Annotated in this window: 18 protein-coding genes; 10 read left to right on the top strand and 8 right to left on the bottom strand. The window is 64.9% G+C overall.

Translation table 11 applies throughout. The annotated features are described in order from the left end of the window. Positions 1–4: 4 nt before the first annotated feature. The 4 genes from WDX12_RS17975 to WDX12_RS17960 all read right to left on the bottom strand — a co-directional run bounded on the left by WDX12_RS17975 (position 5) and on the right by WDX12_RS17960 (position 4,831). Positions 5–394 (bottom strand): DUF4870 family protein, encoded by a 390-nt coding sequence (locus tag WDX12_RS17975; RefSeq protein ID WP_434721447.1) that lies wholly within the window; start codon positions 392–394, stop codon positions 5–7. Continuing rightward, entirely contained in the window at positions 391–1,647 is a 1,257-nt protein-coding gene (gene glcE, locus WDX12_RS17970; protein ID WP_434721446.1) for a glycolate oxidase subunit GlcE, read from the bottom strand. The genes WDX12_RS17975 and glcE overlap by 4 nt, the downstream gene beginning before the upstream one ends. 208 nt (positions 1,648–1,855) lie before the next feature. Continuing rightward, positions 1,856–3,352 (bottom strand): FAD-linked oxidase C-terminal domain-containing protein, encoded by a 1,497-nt coding sequence (locus WDX12_RS17965; RefSeq protein ID WP_434721445.1) that lies wholly within the window; start codon positions 3,350–3,352, stop codon positions 1,856–1,858. 156 nt (positions 3,353–3,508) lie between these two features. After that, complete coding sequence (locus tag WDX12_RS17960; RefSeq protein ID WP_320298499.1) at positions 3,509–4,831, bottom strand: DUF3422 family protein; 1,323 nt, start codon at positions 4,829–4,831, stop codon at positions 3,509–3,511. Positions 4,832–5,038: 207 nt separating this feature from the next. Between WDX12_RS17960 and WDX12_RS17955 the strand changes: the two genes are divergently transcribed. From WDX12_RS17955 to WDX12_RS17945, 3 genes are all read left to right on the top strand, one after another. Continuing rightward, positions 5,039–5,836, top strand: a complete 798-nt coding sequence (locus WDX12_RS17955; RefSeq protein ID WP_320298498.1) for an FCD domain-containing protein — start codon at positions 5,039–5,041, stop codon at positions 5,834–5,836. 17 nt (positions 5,837–5,853) lie between these two features. Further along, entirely contained in the window at positions 5,854–6,993 is a 1,140-nt protein-coding gene (locus WDX12_RS17950; RefSeq protein WP_320298570.1) for an alpha-hydroxy acid oxidase, read from the top strand. A 114-nt stretch (positions 6,994–7,107) separates the two neighbouring features. After that, positions 7,108–7,875 (top strand): metallophosphoesterase, encoded by a 768-nt coding sequence (locus WDX12_RS17945; RefSeq protein ID WP_434721444.1) that lies wholly within the window; start codon positions 7,108–7,110, stop codon positions 7,873–7,875. Positions 7,876–8,125: 250 nt separating this feature from the next. Here WDX12_RS17945 and WDX12_RS17940 read toward each other — a convergent pair whose 3' ends face one another. Together WDX12_RS17940 and WDX12_RS17935 are read right to left on the bottom strand one after the other, a co-directional pair. Beyond that, the gene (locus WDX12_RS17940) at positions 8,126–8,257 is read right to left on the bottom strand and encodes a hypothetical protein (protein WP_263481599.1); all 132 of its coding nucleotides are present in this window, start codon (positions 8,255–8,257) and stop codon (positions 8,126–8,128) included. A 340-nt stretch (positions 8,258–8,597) separates the two neighbouring features. Beyond that, complete coding sequence (locus WDX12_RS17935; protein WP_320298496.1) at positions 8,598–9,296, bottom strand: type 1 glutamine amidotransferase; 699 nt, start codon at positions 9,294–9,296, stop codon at positions 8,598–8,600. 85 nt (positions 9,297–9,381) lie between these two features. Here WDX12_RS17935 and WDX12_RS17930 point away from each other — a divergent pair, with 85 nt between their 5' ends. From WDX12_RS17930 to WDX12_RS17910, 5 genes are all read left to right on the top strand, one after another. Next, positions 9,382–10,029, top strand: coding sequence for a hypothetical protein (locus WDX12_RS17930; protein ID WP_434721443.1), 648 nt, complete (start codon positions 9,382–9,384; stop codon positions 10,027–10,029). Between the two features lie 31 nt (positions 10,030–10,060). Then, positions 10,061–10,795 carry a 16S rRNA (uracil(1498)-N(3))-methyltransferase gene (locus WDX12_RS17925; protein ID WP_434721442.1) on the top strand — a complete coding sequence of 245 codons (735 nt, stop codon included), beginning with the start codon at positions 10,061–10,063 and terminating at the stop codon, positions 10,793–10,795. 206 nt (positions 10,796–11,001) lie between these two features. After that, positions 11,002–12,375: a glutamate--cysteine ligase gene (locus tag WDX12_RS17920; RefSeq protein WP_434721441.1), complete on the top strand. Its 1,374-nt coding sequence runs from the start codon at positions 11,002–11,004 to the stop codon at positions 12,373–12,375. 102 nt (positions 12,376–12,477) lie between these two features. Continuing rightward, positions 12,478–13,518 (top strand): DUF937 domain-containing protein, encoded by a 1,041-nt coding sequence (locus WDX12_RS17915; protein WP_434721440.1) that lies wholly within the window; start codon positions 12,478–12,480, stop codon positions 13,516–13,518. Between the two features lie 33 nt (positions 13,519–13,551). Then, positions 13,552–13,776: a type II toxin-antitoxin system HicB family antitoxin gene (locus WDX12_RS17910; protein ID WP_434721439.1), complete on the top strand. Its 225-nt coding sequence runs from the start codon at positions 13,552–13,554 to the stop codon at positions 13,774–13,776. Positions 13,777–13,960: 184 nt separating this feature from the next. Here the strand turns inward: WDX12_RS17910 and WDX12_RS17905 are convergent, their stop codons facing one another. Then, positions 13,961–14,251 (bottom strand): DUF1127 domain-containing protein, encoded by a 291-nt coding sequence (locus tag WDX12_RS17905; RefSeq protein WP_434721438.1) that lies wholly within the window; start codon positions 14,249–14,251, stop codon positions 13,961–13,963. A 239-nt stretch (positions 14,252–14,490) separates the two neighbouring features. Between WDX12_RS17905 and WDX12_RS17900 the strand changes: the two genes are divergently transcribed. Further along, complete coding sequence (locus tag WDX12_RS17900; RefSeq protein ID WP_434721437.1) at positions 14,491–15,447, top strand: LysR substrate-binding domain-containing protein; 957 nt, start codon at positions 14,491–14,493, stop codon at positions 15,445–15,447. 3 nt (positions 15,448–15,450) lie between these two features. Here WDX12_RS17900 and WDX12_RS17895 read toward each other — a convergent pair whose 3' ends face one another. Beyond that, on the bottom strand, positions 15,451–17,661 hold the full coding sequence (locus tag WDX12_RS17895; protein ID WP_434721436.1) for a bifunctional diguanylate cyclase/phosphodiesterase: 2,211 nt from the start codon (positions 17,659–17,661) through the stop codon (positions 15,451–15,453). A 122-nt stretch (positions 17,662–17,783) separates the two neighbouring features. Here WDX12_RS17895 and xseA point away from each other — a divergent pair, with 122 nt between their 5' ends. After that, positions 17,784–19,349 (top strand): exodeoxyribonuclease VII large subunit, encoded by a 1,566-nt coding sequence (gene xseA / locus WDX12_RS17890; RefSeq protein ID WP_434721435.1) that lies wholly within the window; start codon positions 17,784–17,786, stop codon positions 19,347–19,349. Positions 19,350–19,352: the final 3 nt, after the last annotated feature.

The raw sequence follows: 19,352 nt of genomic DNA, 5'->3' as shown, positions 1-19,352 counted from the left end.
ATCCTTACTGTCCCAGAAACCAGCTTTGCGGGTTCCTGACCGGCTCGCCGCGTTGCAATGTCTGCAGGCCCAGGATGCAACGGGCGATGAACCAGACGGCGACGGCGAACATCAGCAGGAAGCCGATCGCCAGCATCATCAGGACCACCGAGATCAACGCGTAGAGAAGGCCTATCCAGAACGTCCTGATCAGGAATGTATAGTGGCTTTCGACGAAGCCGCCTGCCTTGCCGCGGTTGATGTAGGCCAGCACGATGCCCACAATGCCGGTGACGCCGATGACCAGGCTGGCGAGGTAAAGAACATAGATGACCAGCGCGTTGGTCTGGCCCGGCTCGAGCCAGCGGTCGGTTTGGCGCGGTGGGCTGCCAGGTCCTTGATCGGTATTGCTCATGATGCTGCTCCCTCCGTTGATCGGGCAAGAGTAGCAGAGCCGGCATCCGGCGCCATGCGGCCAGGGTTGAGAATCCGCTTCGGGTCGAACTCGGCCTTGAGCCGCGCCGACAGCGCCGCCAGATGCGGCGGCTGCGGCTCGAAGACTGGCAGCGCCGCGCGATGCGAGGGCGAGGCGCGCACCAGCGTCGCATGGCCGCCGCCATGCTTGCGGATCAGCCCGCGCAGCAAATCAGCCTCGGGATCGTCCTCGCGCATCGAGAGCCATACCAGGCCGCCCTGCCAGTCGTAGAAGGCGTCGACCGCCGCCTGCATGCGCAGCGCCATCACCATGTGGTGCGCCCGCGACGGCGCCATCGACACGCGCCAGACCGGCCGTGCGCCGCCATCGGCGAAGGGAGCGCAATCGCGGATCTCGCGCCAGATCGTCTTCGACGCCTCGCCTGCGATCTCTTGGAGCGCGCCGGCCTTGCCGAGCAGCTGCTTCAATGCCTCGATGCGATAGACGACCGACGGGCCGAAACCTTCGACGCGCAGCAGCGTGGCGGCATCGCTGCCGTGCCTGCCACCGGCGACGCGCGCGGCGATCCGCTGCGGCAGATGCGCGGCGCTCGACACTTCAGCGCTGGAGCCGAGCGCCAGGCTCATCGCGGCGACGGCGGCATCGTCGAGCAGGCCGCGAATGGCCAAGGTCACTTCCGTTTCGGCGGCCGGCAGGACCTTGAAGGTGACATCGGTCAGAACGGCAAGCGTGCCCCAACTGTTGGCAATCAGCTTGGAGAGGTCATAGCCGGTGACGTTCTTGACCACGCGGCCGCCTGACTTAAACGCCTCGCCGCGTCCGGAGACGGCGGCAACGCCAAGGATGTGGTCGCGCGCAGCACCCGCCTTGAGCCGGCGCGGGCCGGACAGGTTCGAGGCCAGCACGCCGCCGATCGTGCCTCTGCCCGCCTCGCCGCTGAGCAGCGGGCCATAGTCCATCGGCTCGAAGGCGAATTGCTGGCCGTTTTCGGCGAGCAGCTTTTCGATTTCGGCGAGCGGCGTCCCGGCGCGCGCCGACAGCACCAGTTCGGCCGGCTCGTAGAGGGTAACGCCGGTGAGCTTCGACAGGTCGAGCGTATGCTCGGTCTGGAGCGGACGGCCGATGCCGCGCTTGGAGCCGTGGCCGAGGAGTTCGAGGGGTGTTTCTTCCGCCGCAGCCCATTGGACGTTGGAGAGGACTTCGGCCGAGGTGGATGGGGTGAAGGTGGTCATAGGCCGCGTTCCTTCGCGCCCCCCTCTGTCCTGCCGGACATCTCCCCCTCTAGGGGGGAGATTGGCAGCTTCTGCCACCGCGCCTCACTTGCAATGTCGGAGATTAGCGAAGGCCGCAATGACAGCTGATCTCCCCCCAAGAGGGGGAGATGTCCGGCAGGACAGAGGGGGGCGTGACAGAACGCCGACATGCGAGTTTGAACCCCCATCAAAACCTCGGAATATCCGGAAACGCCACCTGGCCGCGGTGCACGTGCATCCTCCCCAGTTCGGCGCAGCGGCGCAGTTGCGGAAACACTTTTCCCGGGTTGAGCAGATGGTTGGGATCGAAGGCGCATTTGACGCGCATCTGTTGGTCGAGGTCGATCTGGTTGAACATCTCGGGCATCAGGTCGCGCTTCTCGACGCCGACGCCGTGCTCGCCGGTCAGCACGCCGCCGACCTCGACGCAAAGCCGCAAGATATCGGCGCCGAAACTCTCGGCCTTGTCCAGTTCGCCCGGCACATTGGCGTCGTAGAGGATCAGCGGGTGCAGATTGCCGTCGCCGGCGTGGAAGACATTGGCGACGCCGAGACCGTATTTCTCGGAGAGATCGCGCATGCCGGCCAGCACGCGCGGCAGTTCCTTGCGCGGGATGGTGCCGTCCATGCAGTAGTAATCCGGCGAGATGCGGCCGACCGCCGGGAAAGCCGCCTTGCGCCCGGCCCAGAAGCTCAGCCGCTCCTGTTCCGACTGCGAGATGCGGCAGGTGGTCGAGCCGTTCTTGTAAGCAATCGCCTCGACGAGGCCGATCAGGTGGTCGACCTCGACGCCTGGACCATCGAGCTCGACGATCAAGAGCGCCTCGACATCGAGCGGGTAGCCGGCATGGACGAAATCCTCCGCTGCGTGGATCGCGGGGCGGTCCATCATCTCCATGCCGCCGGGGATGATGCCGGCGCCGATGATGTCGGCGACGCATTGGCCGCCCTGTTCGCTGGTCGGGAAGCCGATCAAGAGCGCGCGCGCGGTCTCCGGCTTCTTGAGGATGCGCACCGTCACCTCGGTGACGACGCCGAGCAACCCTTCCGAGCCGGTCATGACGCCGAGCAAATCGTAGCCTTCCTGGTCGAGGTGGCTGCCGCCGAGCCGAACCACCTCGCCATTCATCAGCACCATCTCGATGCCGAGCACATTGTTGGCGGTGAGCCCGTATTTCAGGCAGTGCACGCCGCCGGAATTCTCCGCGACATTACCGCCGATCGAGCAGGCGATCTGGGAGGATGGATCGGGGGCGTAGTAAAAGCCCTCCTGCTCGACGGCGGTGGTGATGCCGAGATTGGTGACGCCCGGCTGGGCGACGACGACGCGATTGGGATAGTCGATCTGAAGGATGCGGTTGAAGCGGCTCATGACCAGCAGCACCGCATCCTCGAGCGGCAGCGCGCCGCCTGACAGCGAGGTGCCGGAACCGCGCGGCACGACGCGGATGTTGCGCTCGTTGCAGTATTTCAGGACGCGGGAGACCTGCGCCACCGTTTCCGGCAGCACCACGACCAGCGGCAGTTGCCTGTAGGCGGTCAGGCCGTCGCTTTCGAAGGCGCGCATTTCATTGGCCGCGTCCACGACGCCCTCGCCCGGCACGATGATGCGCATGTCGGCGACGATCTCGGCGCGCCGGCGCAGCGTCCCGGCATCTGGCTTGGGCATGGCTAGGCCGGACATCGGGCGGGCCTCATCTCGCTTGACTGGTCAAAATCTTTTACCAGCCTGACGGTTTTGTTGCAAACGCTGCTTTGGTCCCACGCGGACGGCGAGCATAATGCCAGGCTTCCGCAGCGGCAATCTGCCGCTGGCCTCGCAACCCATCGAGGAGGAAGGTTATTCGCCCGGATGCTTCGCCGGCTCGGAATGCATTTTCCGCACCCGGCGCACGCCCCACCAGACCAGCAGTATGGCGACCGGCACGGACGCCGCGGTGACGACCTCGGGCGCAAAGGCGTGACCGAAGATCGAGGCGCCCTTGGCGACATAGCCGATGAGGCCGACGACATAATAGGACACGGCGGCCACCGACAGGCCTTCGACGGTCTGCTGTAGGCGCAGTTGCAGCCGGGCGCGATTGTTCATCGACGCCAGCAGGTCACGGTTCTGCTTCTCGACCTCGACATCGACCCAGGTGCGCAGTAGCGTGGTGGCGCGCGTGAGTTTTCTCGACAGGTTGGCCTGGCGCTCCTCGACCGAGCGGCAGGTGCGCATGGCCGGCGCCATGCGCCGCAAGAGGAAGCCCGCCCAGGTGTCAAAACCCTGCACCGGCTCTTCATCCAGCGCTTCGAGCCTTTCGGTGACGATGCCGTCATAGGCGCGGCTGGCACCGAAGCGATAGAGGCTGGATGCGGCGTCGGCCTCGAGTTCCGCGGCGAGTTCGGTGAGGTCGGCGAGCAGCGTCTGGCTGTCGCGGGTTTCGACCGCCTTCATTTCCAGCGTGGTCTGCGCCAGGCGGTCCTCGATGCGGCGAGCGCGGCCAGACAGCGTCAACGCCAGCGGCAGCCCGAGCATCGCGAGCGTACGATAGGTTTCGATGTCGATCAGCCGCTGCGACAGGGCGCCGGTGCTGGCCGGCGTCAGACCGCGATCGAGCACCAACATGCGGGTCAGACCGTCGCCGTCCTGGCGGAAATCGGTGAGGATGGCGGCGGCGCCTCGCTCGACCAGCGAATAGCACAGGCTGGTCGGATCGAAGCCGGCGATCAGCTTTTCGCTCGCCTGCGTCCATTTGCGGATCTCCAGGCGGATGCCGGAAATCACCGTGCCGGGTGGCGAGAAGCCATTGCCGAACGGCGAATCCTCCTGCCCCCGGCCGTTTTCGGCGAGCGGCCCTTCCCAGAGATAGGTCGAAAATTCCGTATGCCGCTCCCAGCGCAGCGTGCCCTTGCCCCATTTCATGGCATGGTGACGGGCTTGGCGGTCGGGCGCCGCGATGCCGAGGCGGCGCGACAGTTCGGACAGCACGGCATGATCGACGGCAGCGCCGCCTTCGGTCATGAAGGAAAGCTGGATGAGCACGCGCGGTTTTTCGATCAGCGGGTGCGGACGGGCATGGACCTCGCCCAACGCGCCAGGCCGCCCCTCATGCGCCGGGAAGCCCATGACACTGCCTTGGGCGCGCGGCTGGAACTCGATGTTGGACGTCTCGTCCGACACGGCTGGCCCCCTTGGTTTCGACCTTTCGTGCAATCGAGCCCTCTTGCGGCAATCGCCAACGCACGTAAACAGCAAATATTAGCGCTCGGGGATGGTGACGCATGACGGGTAATGCGACCGGGTTCGACGAATTGGATAAATAATTTGACCAGTTGGCGACAGACGCTTTAATCTGGACCACATCCGTCCCGTTCCCCAGGCGTCCCTTTGAGCGACATTTTCTCCAGGATCGAGCATTCGCGCACCGCCGACGAGGTTGTGCAGCAGATCGAGAGCCTGATCCTCGAAGGCGTGCTGCGCACCGGCGACCGGCTGCCGGGGGAGCGCGAACTGGCGCGCCAGTTCGACGTGTCGCGGCCGATCCTGCGCGATGCGCTGAAGGCGCTCGAAGGCCGAGGACTGCTGACGACCAAGGCCGGCGGCGGCACCCATGTCGCCGACGTCATCGGCCAGCTCTTCACCAAGCCTGTCACCGACCTCATCTCGACGCACCGCAAGGCGGTGACCGACTATCTGGAGTACCGGCGCGAGATCGAGGCGGTGGCGGCCGAATATGCGGCGCGGCGGGCGACGCCGGAAGACCTCGCGCTGCTCGACCGCATCATGGCGCGCATGGACGAAGCGCACCGGAACGGCGATTTCGACGACGAGGCGGAAATCGACGTCGAGTTCCATCATGCGGTCTGCGAGTGCGCGCACAACATCATCCTCCTGCACACGCTGCGCTCCTGCTACCGGCTGCTCTCCGAAGGCGTGTTCCAGAACAGGCTGCTGGTGTTCAGCGTGCCCGGCGCGCGCGAGGCGCTGCTCGAACAGCACCGGGCGATACATACAGCAATCAAGGCGGCAGACCCGATCGCGGCGCGCAAGGCCGCGATGGACCACATCACCTATGTCGAGCGCTCGATGGCGGAAGCCGAGCGCAGCGGCGACTGGCAGCGCGTGTCCAGGCTGCGCCTCAGGCAACGCTCGGACGACATCGAACCCACACGCAAACGCTCCTAGCCATCAGCGGGGAACCCATCATGAGCGAAATCCTCACCATCGCCGACCTCAAGGACCTGGCACGCCGCAGGGTGCCGAAGATGTTCTTCGACTATGCCGATTCCGGCGCCTGGACGGAGAGCACCTACCGGGCCAATGAAGAGGACTTCGCCAAGATAAAATTCCGCCAGCGCGTGCTGGTCGACATGAGCAACCGCTCGCTGGAAACGACCATGATCGGCGAGAAGGTGGCGATGCCGGTGGCGCTCGCGCCCACCGGGCTGACCGGCATGCAGCATGCCGACGGCGAGATGCTGGCGGCGCAGGCGGCGGAAGCGTTCGGCGTGCCGTTCACGCTGTCGACCATGAGCATCTGCTCGATCGAGGATGTCGCCTCGGCGACCAAGAAGCCGTTCTGGTTCCAGCTCTACGTGCTGCGCGACAAGGATTTCGTGCTCAACCTGATCGACCGCGCCAAGGCGGCAAAATGCTCGGCGCTGGTACTGACGCTCGACCTGCAGATCCTGGGACAGCGCCACAAGGATATCCGCAACGGGCTTTCGGCGCCGCCCAAGATGACGCTGGCCAACATCGTCGACCTGGCGCTGAAGCCGCGCTGGTGCCTGGGGATTGCCGCTACCCCGCGCCGCACCTTCCGCAACATCGTCGGCCACGCCAAGGGCGTCGGCGACGTCTCTTCGCTGTCGTCCTGGACGACGGAGCAGTTCGATCCGCAGTTGTCATGGAAGGACGTCGCCTGGATCAAGGAGCGCTGGGGTGGCAAGCTCATCCTGAAAGGCATCCTCGACAAGGAAGACGCGCTGATGGCGGCCAAGACCGGGGCGGACGCGATCGTGGTCTCCAACCACGGCGGGCGTCAGCTCGACGGCGCCGCCTCCTCGATCTCGGTGCTGGAAGAAATCGCCGATGCGGTCGGCGACAAGATCGAAGTCCATATGGACGGCGGCATCCGCTCCGGCCAGGACGTACTCAAGGCGCTCTGCCTTGGCGCCAAGGGCACCTATATCGGCCGACCATTCCTCTACGGCCTCGGCGCGATGGGCAAGGACGGCGTCACCAAGGCGCTCGAAATCATCCGCAAGGAAATGGACGTCACCCTGGCGCTCTGCGGCAAGCGCCTCGTCACCGACATGGGCAAGGAGCAGCTCCGGCGGTAGGGTACAGCAAGCGCCACTATCGCCAACAGGGGGCAAGGACCGACTCCGCCGCTAGGGCGATGTTCACAGATCGGCGTTAGGTTCGGTCACAGCCTCGTCCCGGAAAACGCCACCTTGACCGAAACCGGCATCCATTACCTCGACGCGCGCGGGCCTGACGGCATGCGGCTCTACGCCATTGGCGACGTGCATGGGCGCCACGACCTGCTTGCCGCCATGCACCGGCGCATCGAGAGCGAACTGGAACACGCGCCCGGGTCCAACTGGCGCATCATCCATCTCGGCGACTATGTCGATCGCGGGCCGGATTCAAAGAGTGTCATCGATTTCCTGATCGAGTCGCAAAAGCGCGATCCGCGCAACATCATGCTCGCCGGCAACCACGATATCGGCATGCTCGAATTCCTCGCCGATGCCGAGCCCGACGGCCTGTTCATGAATTATGGCGGCGTCCAGACGGCGCAGTCATATGGCGTGGATTTCACGCGGGACATGCATTGGTTCGGCAAGGCGGAGGCCATCGCGCGGGGGCACATGGCCCTGGTGAAGGCGGTGCCGCCCAGCCATGTCGACTTCCTGCGGTCGCTGCCGTTCTCGGTTAGTTTCGGCGATTTCTTCTTCTGCCACGCAGGGATCCGCCCCGGTGTGCCGCTCGACAGCCAAAGCCGGCAGGACCTGATCTGGATCCGCGACGCGTTTCACGACCACCCTGGACTTTATCCCAAAGTGATCGTGCACGGACACACGCCCGTGCCCGAAGCCGAGGTGAAGGCCAACCGCGTCAATGTCGACACGCTCGCCTGGAAATCGGGGACGCTGAGCGCGTTCGCCGTCAACGGCAGCGACAAGCAGATCATCGACGTGCAAGGCAAAGCGCTCTAAGGCGCATTGATATTCAGGTGAGGCCGGCCTGCGAATGACAGCTTTCTGCGCTTCCGGTGCTCACGTACTTCAGTACGCTCCGCTCCGGCCTTCGCCGGCCGAAGCTCTCACAAGTGTATTCGCTCTATGAAGGCTACGGCCGGCGTAGGCCGGTTCTCGAGAGCCGTCATTCTCGACTCGGCCTGACCTGAATCTCAACACACCTTCGGCGCGATCCCGGCTCGGACGTGCTGCCGATTTTGATGGAGGCTTAGTTCAGCGAGGCGGTGACGCCGTAGCCGTCGACGGCCCGGTGGTTGGTCGCTGCGTCGGCGGCATAGATACCCAGGCCGCAGAGCACGATGGCAGACAGCATGACAAAAGACAGGAGAGCTGCTTTCACGGACGTCATCTCTGGTTAAGCTTTCTGCATCTGGGCACGAGGCGGTTACCAATGCGTTGAAACGATAAAATGCGTCTCAATGTTTCGACGATTTCGCGCTTCTAAGCAGATTCTGTATCGCCGGTGTGTCGGCTGGATCACACAAAAGGTTCATGGCGGTTGCACCGGCGATACAAAGCGCGCCCTCTTAGGCGAGCAGCCGGACACAAACCAAGGAAGAAGAATGTTGTCCCCAAGCAGAAGCCCGCAGGCGTGCCAATTATGCCACGCTGCGTGCCAGGGCCGGCGCCGCTTAGGTGTGTTGAGGCCAGGCCGGCATCACCTGAGTATCGGCAAGCCTTTAGATCGTCGCCACCCAGGCGCGGGCGATCGCCAGCCCGGCGGCGTCGGCGTCTGCGCCATTGCGGGCCAGTTCGTCGTCGAGCCGGTCGTTCCAGTCGGGATGGCGCTCGGCGATCATTGCCGCGAAGGACGTGCTCCAATCGCGCACCATCGGCGTATCCGCCTCGAAGTGGAACTGGAAGCCGTAGACGGCGCGGCCGAGGCGGAAGGCCTGGTTTTCGGCGACCGCGCTTCCGGCCAGCCGCACGGCGTTTTCCGGCAGGCCAAACGTGTCGTCATGCCATTCGAAGATCGGGAACTTCTCGGGCAGCGCCGCCAGGACCGGGTCCGATTTGGCGGCGGGCGTCAGCGACACCTTATGCCAGCCGAACTCGGTGGCGCCACCGATCTGGTTGGTGCCGCCGAAGGCGCGCGCCACAAGCTGGCTGCCGAGGCATATGCCGAGCACCGCGCGATCCTTGTCGGCGAAATCGCGGGTCAGGTCCAGCAAGGCGGGGAAGTAGGGGCAGATTTCGTCGTCGAGCGCGTTCTGGGCGCCGCCCAGCATGACCATGGCGTCATGCTCGCTGCTGTCCTGCGGCAGCGTTTCGCCGTGGTAAGGCTTGCGCAGATCGATATCGGCGCCGGCCTCCACCAGCGCCGCGCCGATCTGGCCAAGGCCCTCATTATCGAAATTCTGGACGACCAAAACCCGCATCGAAACCCTGCTGACATGAAAATGCTGGGGCGAGCGATATCATGCGGCCCGCATTCCAGCCAAGATACGCAGCGGAGAGAAAGCTATGCCACTGCAGAACCGGGTCGATCCCTTCGGCGCTATCCATGCGGTGCCGGAACGTGGCTTGTTCACCGGCAATCGCGGCATCATCCACGATCCAGAGACCAGGACGCTGCTGAAGAAGCGCTGGGCCTTGCCGGCCTGGATCATCTGCGTGTGCCAGTTCCGCGATGTGCGGCGCGAGCCGATGGGCCGCAACCGGCCGGGCGGCAAGGCGGGCTGGACGGAATTGTTCTTCCTCGACGAGGTGAGCGCCTTAGCCGCCGGCCACCGGCCCTGCTTCTTCTGCCGGCGCGAACGGGCGACCGATTTCGTCGGCCGCTTCGGCGAGGCGTTCGGTATTGACGTGCCGCGCGCGCCGATGGTCGACAAGCGGCTGCACAAGGAGCGACTGGCTTCGGGCGGGAGGCCGCCTAGTGTGCACGTGGAAGACCTCGATAGCTTGCCAGACGGCTCCATGATTGCCAGTGGCGATACCGCCTATGCGATCCGCGCCGGCAAGGCACTCGAATGGTCGTTCGCGGGCTACGCCGCTCCCCTCACCTTTGAGCGCCTGGCAGTACAGAAGCTGCGGATGCTGACACCGGCGACCAGCGTTTCCGTATTGAAGCATGGTTTCACGCCGGTCTGGCATCCCAGCGCCGATACTTGACGCAGCCCGTCGCCTCACTCATTCCTCAGCGATGCGCGCCAACTATAAAATGCAGCGGCTGTTCGTGCCAGATGATCTTGAACCCGGCCTCGAATTCGACGCCGGACAGCAACAGAGCCATTATCTCGCCCATGTGCTGCGGCTCGGCGAAGGCGCCGAGGTTCTGCTTTTCAACGGCCGCGACGGCGAGTGGTCGGCTGCGATCGCCGCAAAGTCCAAGAAGGCGGTCCGGCTGAAGGTGCTCGACTTGCAGCGGCCGCAGCCGCCGTTGCCGAACCTCGTCTATTGCTTCGCGCCGCTGAAGCAAGGCCGGCTCGATTACCTGGTGCAAAAAGCGGTCGAGATGGGGGCCGGTGTGCTGCAGCCGGTCATCACCCAGCACACGCAGGTGGCAAAACCCGGCATCGAGCGGCTGCGCGCCAACGTCGTCGAGGCGGCCGAGCAATGCGGCATCCTGGCGGTGCCCGAGGTGCGCGAGGCGGAGAAACTGGAACGGCTGCTTGCCAATTGGGACAAGGAGCGGCGGCTGATCTTCTGCGACGAGGATGCCTCGACCAACAATCCGCTGCCGGCCTTGCAAGCGGTAAGTGAGAAGAAGCTTGCGCTTTTGGTCGGTCCGGAAGGCGGATTTTCCGAGGACGAGCGCAAGATGCTGAGGGCCTTGCCTTTCGTCACCGCGATCCCGCTTGGGCCACGCATCCTGCGGGCCGACACGGCGGCCGTGGCAGCACTTGCTGCGATCCAGGCGACGATCGGCGACTGGTGATCAAATCCTGTTGAGGTCTGGCTCAGGATTTTTTGCTTGATCGGCTGCTAACATTTCGTCCATCTAGCGCCGGCGGCCGTCCGGCCACTGCAGCACCGCGCCTCCTTTTCGTGGAGCAAAGGCCGCTGTAAAATTTAAAGTCTTGCGCAGGACGTCCCGCGGAAATCGATGCCGGTTTTCGGGGATCATGCGCACGGAGGGGCGACATGGCGCGCGATACAACCGATACCCAGCCCATCGAAGGCATAGACGAACTGGTCGGCTATCTGGCCGACGGCAACAAGCCGCGCGAAAAATGGCGCATCGGCACCGAGCACGAAAAATTCCCCTTCTATGTCGACGGCAACGCGCCGGTGCCCTATGGCGGTGAGCGCGGCATCCGCGCCATCCTCGAAGGCATGCAGGAGAAACTCGGCTGGGATCCGATCATGGATGCCGGCCGCATTATCGGCCTGGTCGAGCCGACCGGCCAGGGCGCGATCTCGCTGGAGCCCGGCGGCCAGTTCGAACTTTCCGGGGCGCCGCTGGAGTCGATCCACCAGACCTGCCGCGAGGGCAATGCGCATCTGGCGCAGGTGCGCGAGATCGCCGAGCCTATGGGGATCCGCTTCCTCGGCCTCGGCGGCAGCCCGAAATGGTCGCTGGCCGACACGCCGAAAATGCCGAAGTCGCGCTACGAGATCATGACGCGCTACATGCCGAAGGTTGGCACCAAGGGCCTCGACATGATGTACCGCACCTGCACGATCCAGGTGAATCTCGACTTCGAGAGCGAAACCGACATGCGCCGCAAGATGCAGGTGTCGCTGAAGCTGCAGCCGCTTTCGACGGCGCTGTTTGCCAATTCGCCCTTCACCGAGAGCCGGCCGAACGGCCTGCAAAGCTGGCGCGGCGACATCTGGCGCGATACCGACAACCAGCGCTCAGGCATGCTCGAATTCTGCTTCTCGCCCGATTTCGGCTTTGCCGACTATGTCGAATGGGCGCTCGACGTGCCGATGTATTTCGTCATTCGCGACGGCCACTATCACGACATGACGCGCTACACCTTCCGCCAGTTCATGGCGGGCGCGGCCCGCAACGAAGTCCCCGACGGCCTGCCGACGATGGGCGACTGGGCGAACCACCTCTCGACCCTGTTCCCCGACGTGCGCCTGAAGCGTTTCCTCGAAATGCGCGGCGCCGACGGCGGGCCGTGGCGGCGCATCTGCGCCCTGCCCGCCTTCTGGGTCGGGCTGCTCTATGACGAGCAGGCGCTTGACGCTGCCGAGGCGCTGACCGCGAGTTGGACCTACGAGGAAGCGCTGGCGATGCGCAACGCCGTGCCGGAGCTGGGCATCGCCGCGCCGTTCCGCAACGCCACCTTGCGCGATGTCGCTCGCGACGTGCTCGCCATCTCGCGCACGGGCCTGAAGAACCGGGCCAGGAAGAACCGCGACGGCTATGACGAGACGTCCTTCCTCAACACGCTCGACGAGGTCGTGGCGCGCGGCACCACCAGCGCCGAGGAGATGCTGTCGGCCTACCACACGCGCTGGGGCGGTTCGATCGAGCCTGTGTTCATGGAATATGCCTATTAACCCGTCCGGCATGCGCCGAGCGGTTGGGCAGCAAATGCCACTTCAATCGGTGATGGAAACGAACTAGGCTCTCCGACGAGGATACTGTCGGAGGAGAATCCAATGCCGTCCCTGTTCGACATTTTCGCCCAGGCCCAGAACGGCGCCGGCATGCAGGCGATGGCCCAGCAATACGGGCTTTCGATGCAGCAGACGCAGGCAGCGGTCCAGGCGCTGCTGCCGGCGTTTTCGCAAGGACTACAGCGCAACACCGCCGATCCCTACGGGATGGGCGCCTTCATGACGGCGATGGCAAGCGGCCAGCACGCCAAATATTTCGAGGACGCCACCAGAGCCTTTTCGCCGCAAGGCATCGATGAGGGCAACGGCATTCTCGGCCATCTGTTCGGCTCGAAGGACCTGTCGCGCGCCGTGGCAGCCCAAGCCGCGCAGGCGACGGGACTGAGCCAGCAGGTGCTGCAGCAGATGCTGCCGGCAATGGCTTCGATGATGATGGGCGGGCTGTTCAAGCAGACCAACAATCAACTGAGTGGGGGGCAGATGCAGGCCGCCGGCGGCTTCGGTGGCGGCGGCAATCCACTCGGCGAGATCATCGGGGAGATGATGCGGCAAGGCGGCCTCGCGCCGACGCCGCAGACACGCCAGGCGCCGCAGCCGGCGCCCAATCCTTATGGCGAAAATCCACTCGGGAAAGTGCTGCAGGACATGTTCGGCGGCGGCGCGGCGCAGCAGGAGCCGCAGAGCCAACCCCGGCAGACGCCCAATCCCTACGGCGAAAACCCGCTTGGCAAAGTGCTGCAGGACATGTTCGGCGGCAGTGCGGCGCGGCAGCAGACTCAACCGCAACAGACGCAAAGCCCGTATGGCGACAATCCGCTCGGCAAGATCTTCGAGGAGATGCTGCGCCAGGGCGGCGGCGGTTTCGGCCTGCCTGGCGGACAGCCGGCGCCGCAGCCGCAACAGCGGCAACCGCAGCAAAGCGCGCCGCAACAGCCGCAGACCAACCCGAGCGGCCGGCCGCGAAACCCGTTCGACGACATCTTCGGCAAGATGTTCGAGACCGGCGCGCAACAGCGCGACGACTACCAGAAGGGCGTGGAATCGATCTTCGACCAGTTCAAGCGCGACATGGACCGGCGTTAGGTCTCAAACACCTCAGAGCGCCTTCCGTAAAGCATGACGGACAAGCTTGAATACCCTGTCGTCATCGCACCACTCTCGACTGAGGACGGTGGCGGGTTCTCCGCTTATGTCCCGGATCTTCCCGGTTGCATGAGCGATGGCGAAACTCCCGAGGAGGCCATCGCGAATGTTCAAGATGCTATCGCGGCTTGGATAGAAGCGGCGAACGAGCTTGGTCGATCGGTGCCAAGACCATCGAGAAAACTGGCTTTCGCCTGATCCCCTGAAGCAATACTCGAAAAAGGCACAGCCTAAAAAAATGCCCGGTCCTGGAGGAGGAACCGGGCAATGTGCAGGCTGGCCGGCGGGGAACCGGCAGGGAGTGTGGGAGCCTGCATGAGACTTGGTCGCGCCGAGCCGTGAAAAGGTTCAACGCGACCGGAAATCCAGAGCACGCGGCCGTTCAGGCGACCTGACGAGCAAGATCCTCGATCGTGTCGGCGCGCTCGCTGGCGATCGCGCGCAGCTTCACGGTCGGGTCGCGGCCGAAAGGAATGGCGACAGCGACATGAAGGTCGGCGCGGGTCAGACCGATATCGGCAAGCTCGGCATCCGACATCTCGCCCAGGCGATAGAAGGCGCGGCGATTTTTCCAGGCGACATAGGTATTGGCGAGAGCATTGAGCACGCGCGTCGCAACGGCCGGACGCGTGGTGATGCGCGGGGTCTGGGAAGCGAATTCAATCGTGGTCATGTCAGTCTCTCCTTCCAGGAGTCGAGCGGACGAAACCATGCAACCGGCGCCTTGGGAGAACCGCCGTTCCGGTTTCGATACTGTTAAAGTGATGCATGTCGTTGTCCCCAAAACCGGGGGCCACTTTTGGGCGACATGCATTGCCTTCATGTGGACAGTGCCAATTTGCCATCACGCGATTGATTAATCCAACGAATGTTTTTAATCTCTAGCATCAACATCAATGATGGGTTGGACCGATGAAAGCGCCGCTCGACCTCGATCAGTTGCAGACCTTCATCTCGATTGCCGATACGGGAAGCTTCACTCGCGCCGCCGAAGAGGTGCACCGGACGCAGTCGGCCGTGTCGATGCAGATGCGGCGGCTGGAGGAGCGGATCGGCAAGCCGCTGTTCGAAAAGGACGGCCGCACCAACAAGCTGACCGAGGAGGGGGACAGGCTGCTTTCCTATGCGCGGCGGCTGATCTTTCTCAACCGCGAGACGCTGGCCGCCTTCGACGACCAGCGGCTCGAAGGCACCATCCGCATCGGCACGCCGGACGATTATGCCGACCGCTTCCTGCCCGAGATCATGGCGCGCTTCTCGCGCTCCAACCCGCGCGTCGAGCTGACGGTGGTCTGCGAGCCGACGCCGGGGCTGGTCGAGCATATCAAGCGCGGCAATCTCGACCTGGCGCTGGTGACGCATAACGACACGCGCGGCCAGTCAGAAGTGGTGCGGCGCGAACCGCTTTTGTGGGTTACCTCGGCCAACCACGCCACGCATGAACAGGAAACCCTGCCGATGGCGTTCGGCCGGCCGAACTGCATCTGGCGGCGCGCCGCGGTCGATGTGCTCGACCGGCAGGGCCGCGACTACCGCGTGCTGTTCTCCAGCTTCTCGGCTACCGTGATCACCGCGGCGGTGCTCTCCGGCCTGGCGGTCTCGGTGCTGCCGGAATGCGCGCTGCGGCCAGGCATGCGCGTGCTCGGCGAGGCCGACGGGTTCGGCCAACTGCCGGACTGCCGCATCGGCATCATGCGCGGCCAGACCTCGCAGCCGGAGATCGTCGATGCCTTGGCCCGTCACATCGCCGAGAGCCTCGACAACATTTCCGTGCCGGTCAGCGAGGAGGCGGGAAGTTTCGACTTCGCCGCGCTCGCCTTCGCCAAGATGAAGCGGGTCAAGGCGAACCAGATCATGCCCGGCTGGTAGACGTCAGGCGCGGACCGCTGAACGTTCCTGGTCGGCGGACGAGAGACCCGGCAGCGCAAGCAATTGGCCGGGCTCCAGCGGCGGCGACAGCAGATAGCCCTGCAACTGGTGGCAGCCCATGCCGACCAGCAGGGCCTTTTGCGTGTCGGTCTCGACGCCCTCGGCGGTCACCTCGACCTTGAGCGCCAGCGCCAGCTCGATCAGCGTCTTGGCGATTGCGCGGGCGCTTTGGTCCTCGTCGAGCAGACGCACGAAGGACCGGTCGATCTTCAACTTGTCGATCGCCCGACGGCGCAGATAGCTGAGCGAGGAATAGCCGGTGCCGAAATCGTCGAGCACGATGCGCACGCCGGACTGGCGCAGCGCCGCAATCACCGCGCCGATCGTGTCATTGTGCTCGAGCAGCACGCTTTCGGTGGTTTCGAGCTGCAGGCGGGACGGGTCGAGCCCGGTTTCTCTCAGGATCGCGGCGACCTCTTCGGCAAAGCCGACATCACGCAGCTGCATCGGCGAAATGTTCACCGCGATCCACGGCAATTCGGTCGCGACGGCAAAGCGGCAAGCCTCGCTCAGCGCCCATTTGCCGAGCTCGCCGATGAGGCCACGCTCTTCGGCGATCGCGATGAATTGCGCCGCCGGCAAGGCGCCATGCACTTCATGCCCCCAGCGGATCAGCGCTTCGGCGCCCAGTATGCCGCGGCCGTCGGCGGCGAAGACCGGCTGATAGGCGAGCTTTATGCCACCTTCGCCCTCCAGCGCCTTGCGGAGCTCGGATTCGACCTTGCGCTTGCGCAACAGGAGATCGTCCATGTCGCCGGCAAACACCTCGTAGCGGCCACGACCGTTCTTCTTGGCCTCGTAAAGCGCGATGTCGGCCTTGCGCAACAGGTCGTCCGCGTCGGTGTCCGATCCAGACGACAGCGCGATGCCGACGCTGGCGCTGACGAAGACCTGGTCGTCGATCAGCCGGAACGGCTCGCGCAGCTTCAAGAGCAGCCTTTCGGCGATGTCCTCGGCACTGCCGACGTCGGGAACGTCGAGCAGGATGATGGCGAACTCGTCGCCGCCGAGCCGCGCGACGGTGTCGACTTCGCGGATCGTGTGCTTGAGCCGCGCCGCCGTCTGGCGCACGAGCTCGTCGCCGGCCGGATGGCCGAGCGTGTCGTTGATGTGCTTGAAGCGATCGAGGTCGAGGTAGAGCAGCGCGACGCGCGTTCCCTCCTGGCTGGCGAAGAGCAGCATGCGCCGCAAGCGGTCTTCGAACAGCGCCCGGTTGGGCAGGCCGGTGAGCGTGTCGTGGAAGGCAAGATATTGCGCCTGGTCCTGGCTGGTTTGCAACGCGGCCGAGGCGCGACGCAATCTGCGCAGCAGGAACATCAGGACGCCACCTCCCAGAAGCAGCGCGATCGCCAAGGCCGGCGCAGTCTGACGCACCAAAGTGAGGCCGGGCCTCAACTGGTCCCAGCTGATGTATCCGAGGATGACGCCGCGGGAATCGATCAGCGGTACGGCTGCGGCGCCCGTCGGCTGCGACAGCGGTACCAGCCGCGCCCCCTCGAGCAGGTATTTTCCGGCGATCCTGCCGATGACGGCATCATTGATGAACTCGGCCGAGACATGCAGATATTCTGTGCCAGTCGCCTGGGTGACACGATCCGTGCTCGGCACGAGCGGCATGATGCTCAGGATCGCGGGCTTCCCCTGGAGCGAGACAAGATCCTGCGCGACCATCTTGGCCGACTGCCCGGAGACGCCGGCCTTCGGCGGCTCAGCCAACATGTGGCGCAGCCTCTCTATGGTCGGCCGCAATTCCGGCTCGTCCTCGCCGAAAGCCGACGCCTCGACGACCTTGCCTTCCCGCATCGCATGGATCGCATTGTTGGCTGCGTCGAGAATGTAGACCCGGTTGTGGCCGTAGTAGGTGTACATCCACGTGCTGAGGTTTTCCTCGATCCAGGCCTGATTGCCCGCCCTCACATTGGTTACTGAATCATCCCAGACGGTCACGCTTTCCTGTTCGCGCTGGACCGCGGCGATCTGGTCCTTCAGGCCATCGGCTATGAAAATCTTCTGTCGTTCGAGCGAGGCCTCATCAGCCTGATTGGCGGCGTAGAAGCCGAAGCCGACGACGATGGCCAAAGCGAAAGCGGCGAGCGTCAGCACGGTCAGCGTGACCTGACGCGTCAACGGGCTGCTGTTGTGGCGTGCGCTCATCACGTCCCCGGCCGGCTCTCCTGGCGCGCCAGTCAAAGCAAATCGGGCTTAAAATCGCGTTATAATATTAGCGAGGTTTGTCCCGGCTTGACGGGCGCCGATAAGCGTTCCCCAATCGCCAAATGAGTGAAACAGCAACCGAATCACGCAGCAACGCCACCGAATACACGGTGAGCGAGATTTCCGGCGCGCTGAAGCGCACTGTCGAGGACGCCTTCGGCAATGTACGGGTGCGTGGCGAGATTTCCGGCTATCGCGGCCCGCATTCGTCCGGCCACGCCTACTTCGCATTGAAGGACGACCGTGCGCGGATCGATGCCGTGGTCTGGAAGACCACGATGGCGCGGCTCAAATTCCGTCCCGAGGAAGGCATGGAGGTGATCGCCAGCGGCAAGCTGACGACCTATCCCGGCAAGTCCAACTACCAGATCGTCATCGACAATCTGGAACCGGCGGGCGCCGGCGCGCTGATGGCGCTGCTTGAGGAGCGCAGGCGCCGGCTGCAGGCCGAAGGCCTTTTCGATGCCGGCCGCAAGCGGCGGCTGCCGTTCATGCCTCAGGTCATCGGCGTCGTCACCTCGCCGACCGGCTCGGTGATCCGCGACATCATCCATCGCATCAAGGACCGGTTTCCGCTGCATGTGCTGGTTTGGCCGGTAAGGGTCCAAGGCGAGACGACGGCCAGGGAAGTGACCGCGGCCGTCAACGGCTTCAACGCGTTGACATGGGACGGCCCCATCCGCCAGCCAGACGTTCTGATCGTGGCGCGCGGCGGCGGTAGCCTCGAAGACCTCTGGGGTTTCAACGACGAAGGGCTGGCGCGCGCCGTTGCGGCGTCCGGCATCCCGGTGATCTCGGCCGTCGGGCACGAGACCGATACGACTTTGATCGACTTTGTTGCCGACATGCGCGCGCCCACGCCGACGGGCGCGGCCGAGATCGCCGTGCCGGTCAGGGCGGACCTGGAGGCCACCTTGGCCAGCCTCGGCGCGCGGCTCAACGCCTGCGCCTCGCGGCATCTGGAGCGCAAACGCCAGGCAGTGCGCGCCGCGGCGCGCGCGCTCCCCTCGCCCGACCAGTTGCTGGCGCTGCCGCGCCGCCGCTTCGACGATGCGACAAGCCGGCTGGGCCGCGGGCTGACGGTGAATATCGAGCGCAAGCGGGCAACGCTGGAACGGCAAAGGCTGACGCCGGCGACGCTGTCGCGGCGCCTCAACGAAGCGCGCACTCTGACCGGCCGCGACATTGCCCGGGCGCGAGCCGCGTTCTTCGCCATCGTGCGCGAGCGACGCACGCGCTTCCAGCGCACATCGACGCGCCTGTCGCCGGCGCCGATCGTGCGGCGCCAGAAGCAGCAGGCCGACATGCTGGCCGCGCTGACACGCCGGCAGGACCAGGCGACGGCGCGGCGGCTCGACCGGCTGCGCGCGGCGCTGACCCAGGCGGACCGGCTGCTGTCGACGCTGTCGCACAAAGCCGTGCTGGCGCGCGGCTTCGCGCTGGTCAAGGACGCCGACGGCGCCGTCATCAAGCGGGTCGCGGAGCTGGCGCCGGGTGCCGCGCTGCAGCTGGAATTCGCCGACGGCAACGCCGAGGCCATCGCCACCAGCGGCGGCGCGCGGCCGAAGCTGGCCGCGAAATCGCCCGCGAAGGCCAAGGAGCCGGGCAATCAGGGCTCGTTGTTCTGAGGT

This window comes from Mesorhizobium sp. RIZ17 (assembly GCF_051127865.1).
GTDB lineage: Bacteria > Pseudomonadota > Alphaproteobacteria > Rhizobiales > Rhizobiaceae > Mesorhizobium > Mesorhizobium humile.
The sequence above is the reverse complement of the archived record's forward strand: the minus strand, read 5'-3'. Positions and strand labels throughout refer to the sequence as shown.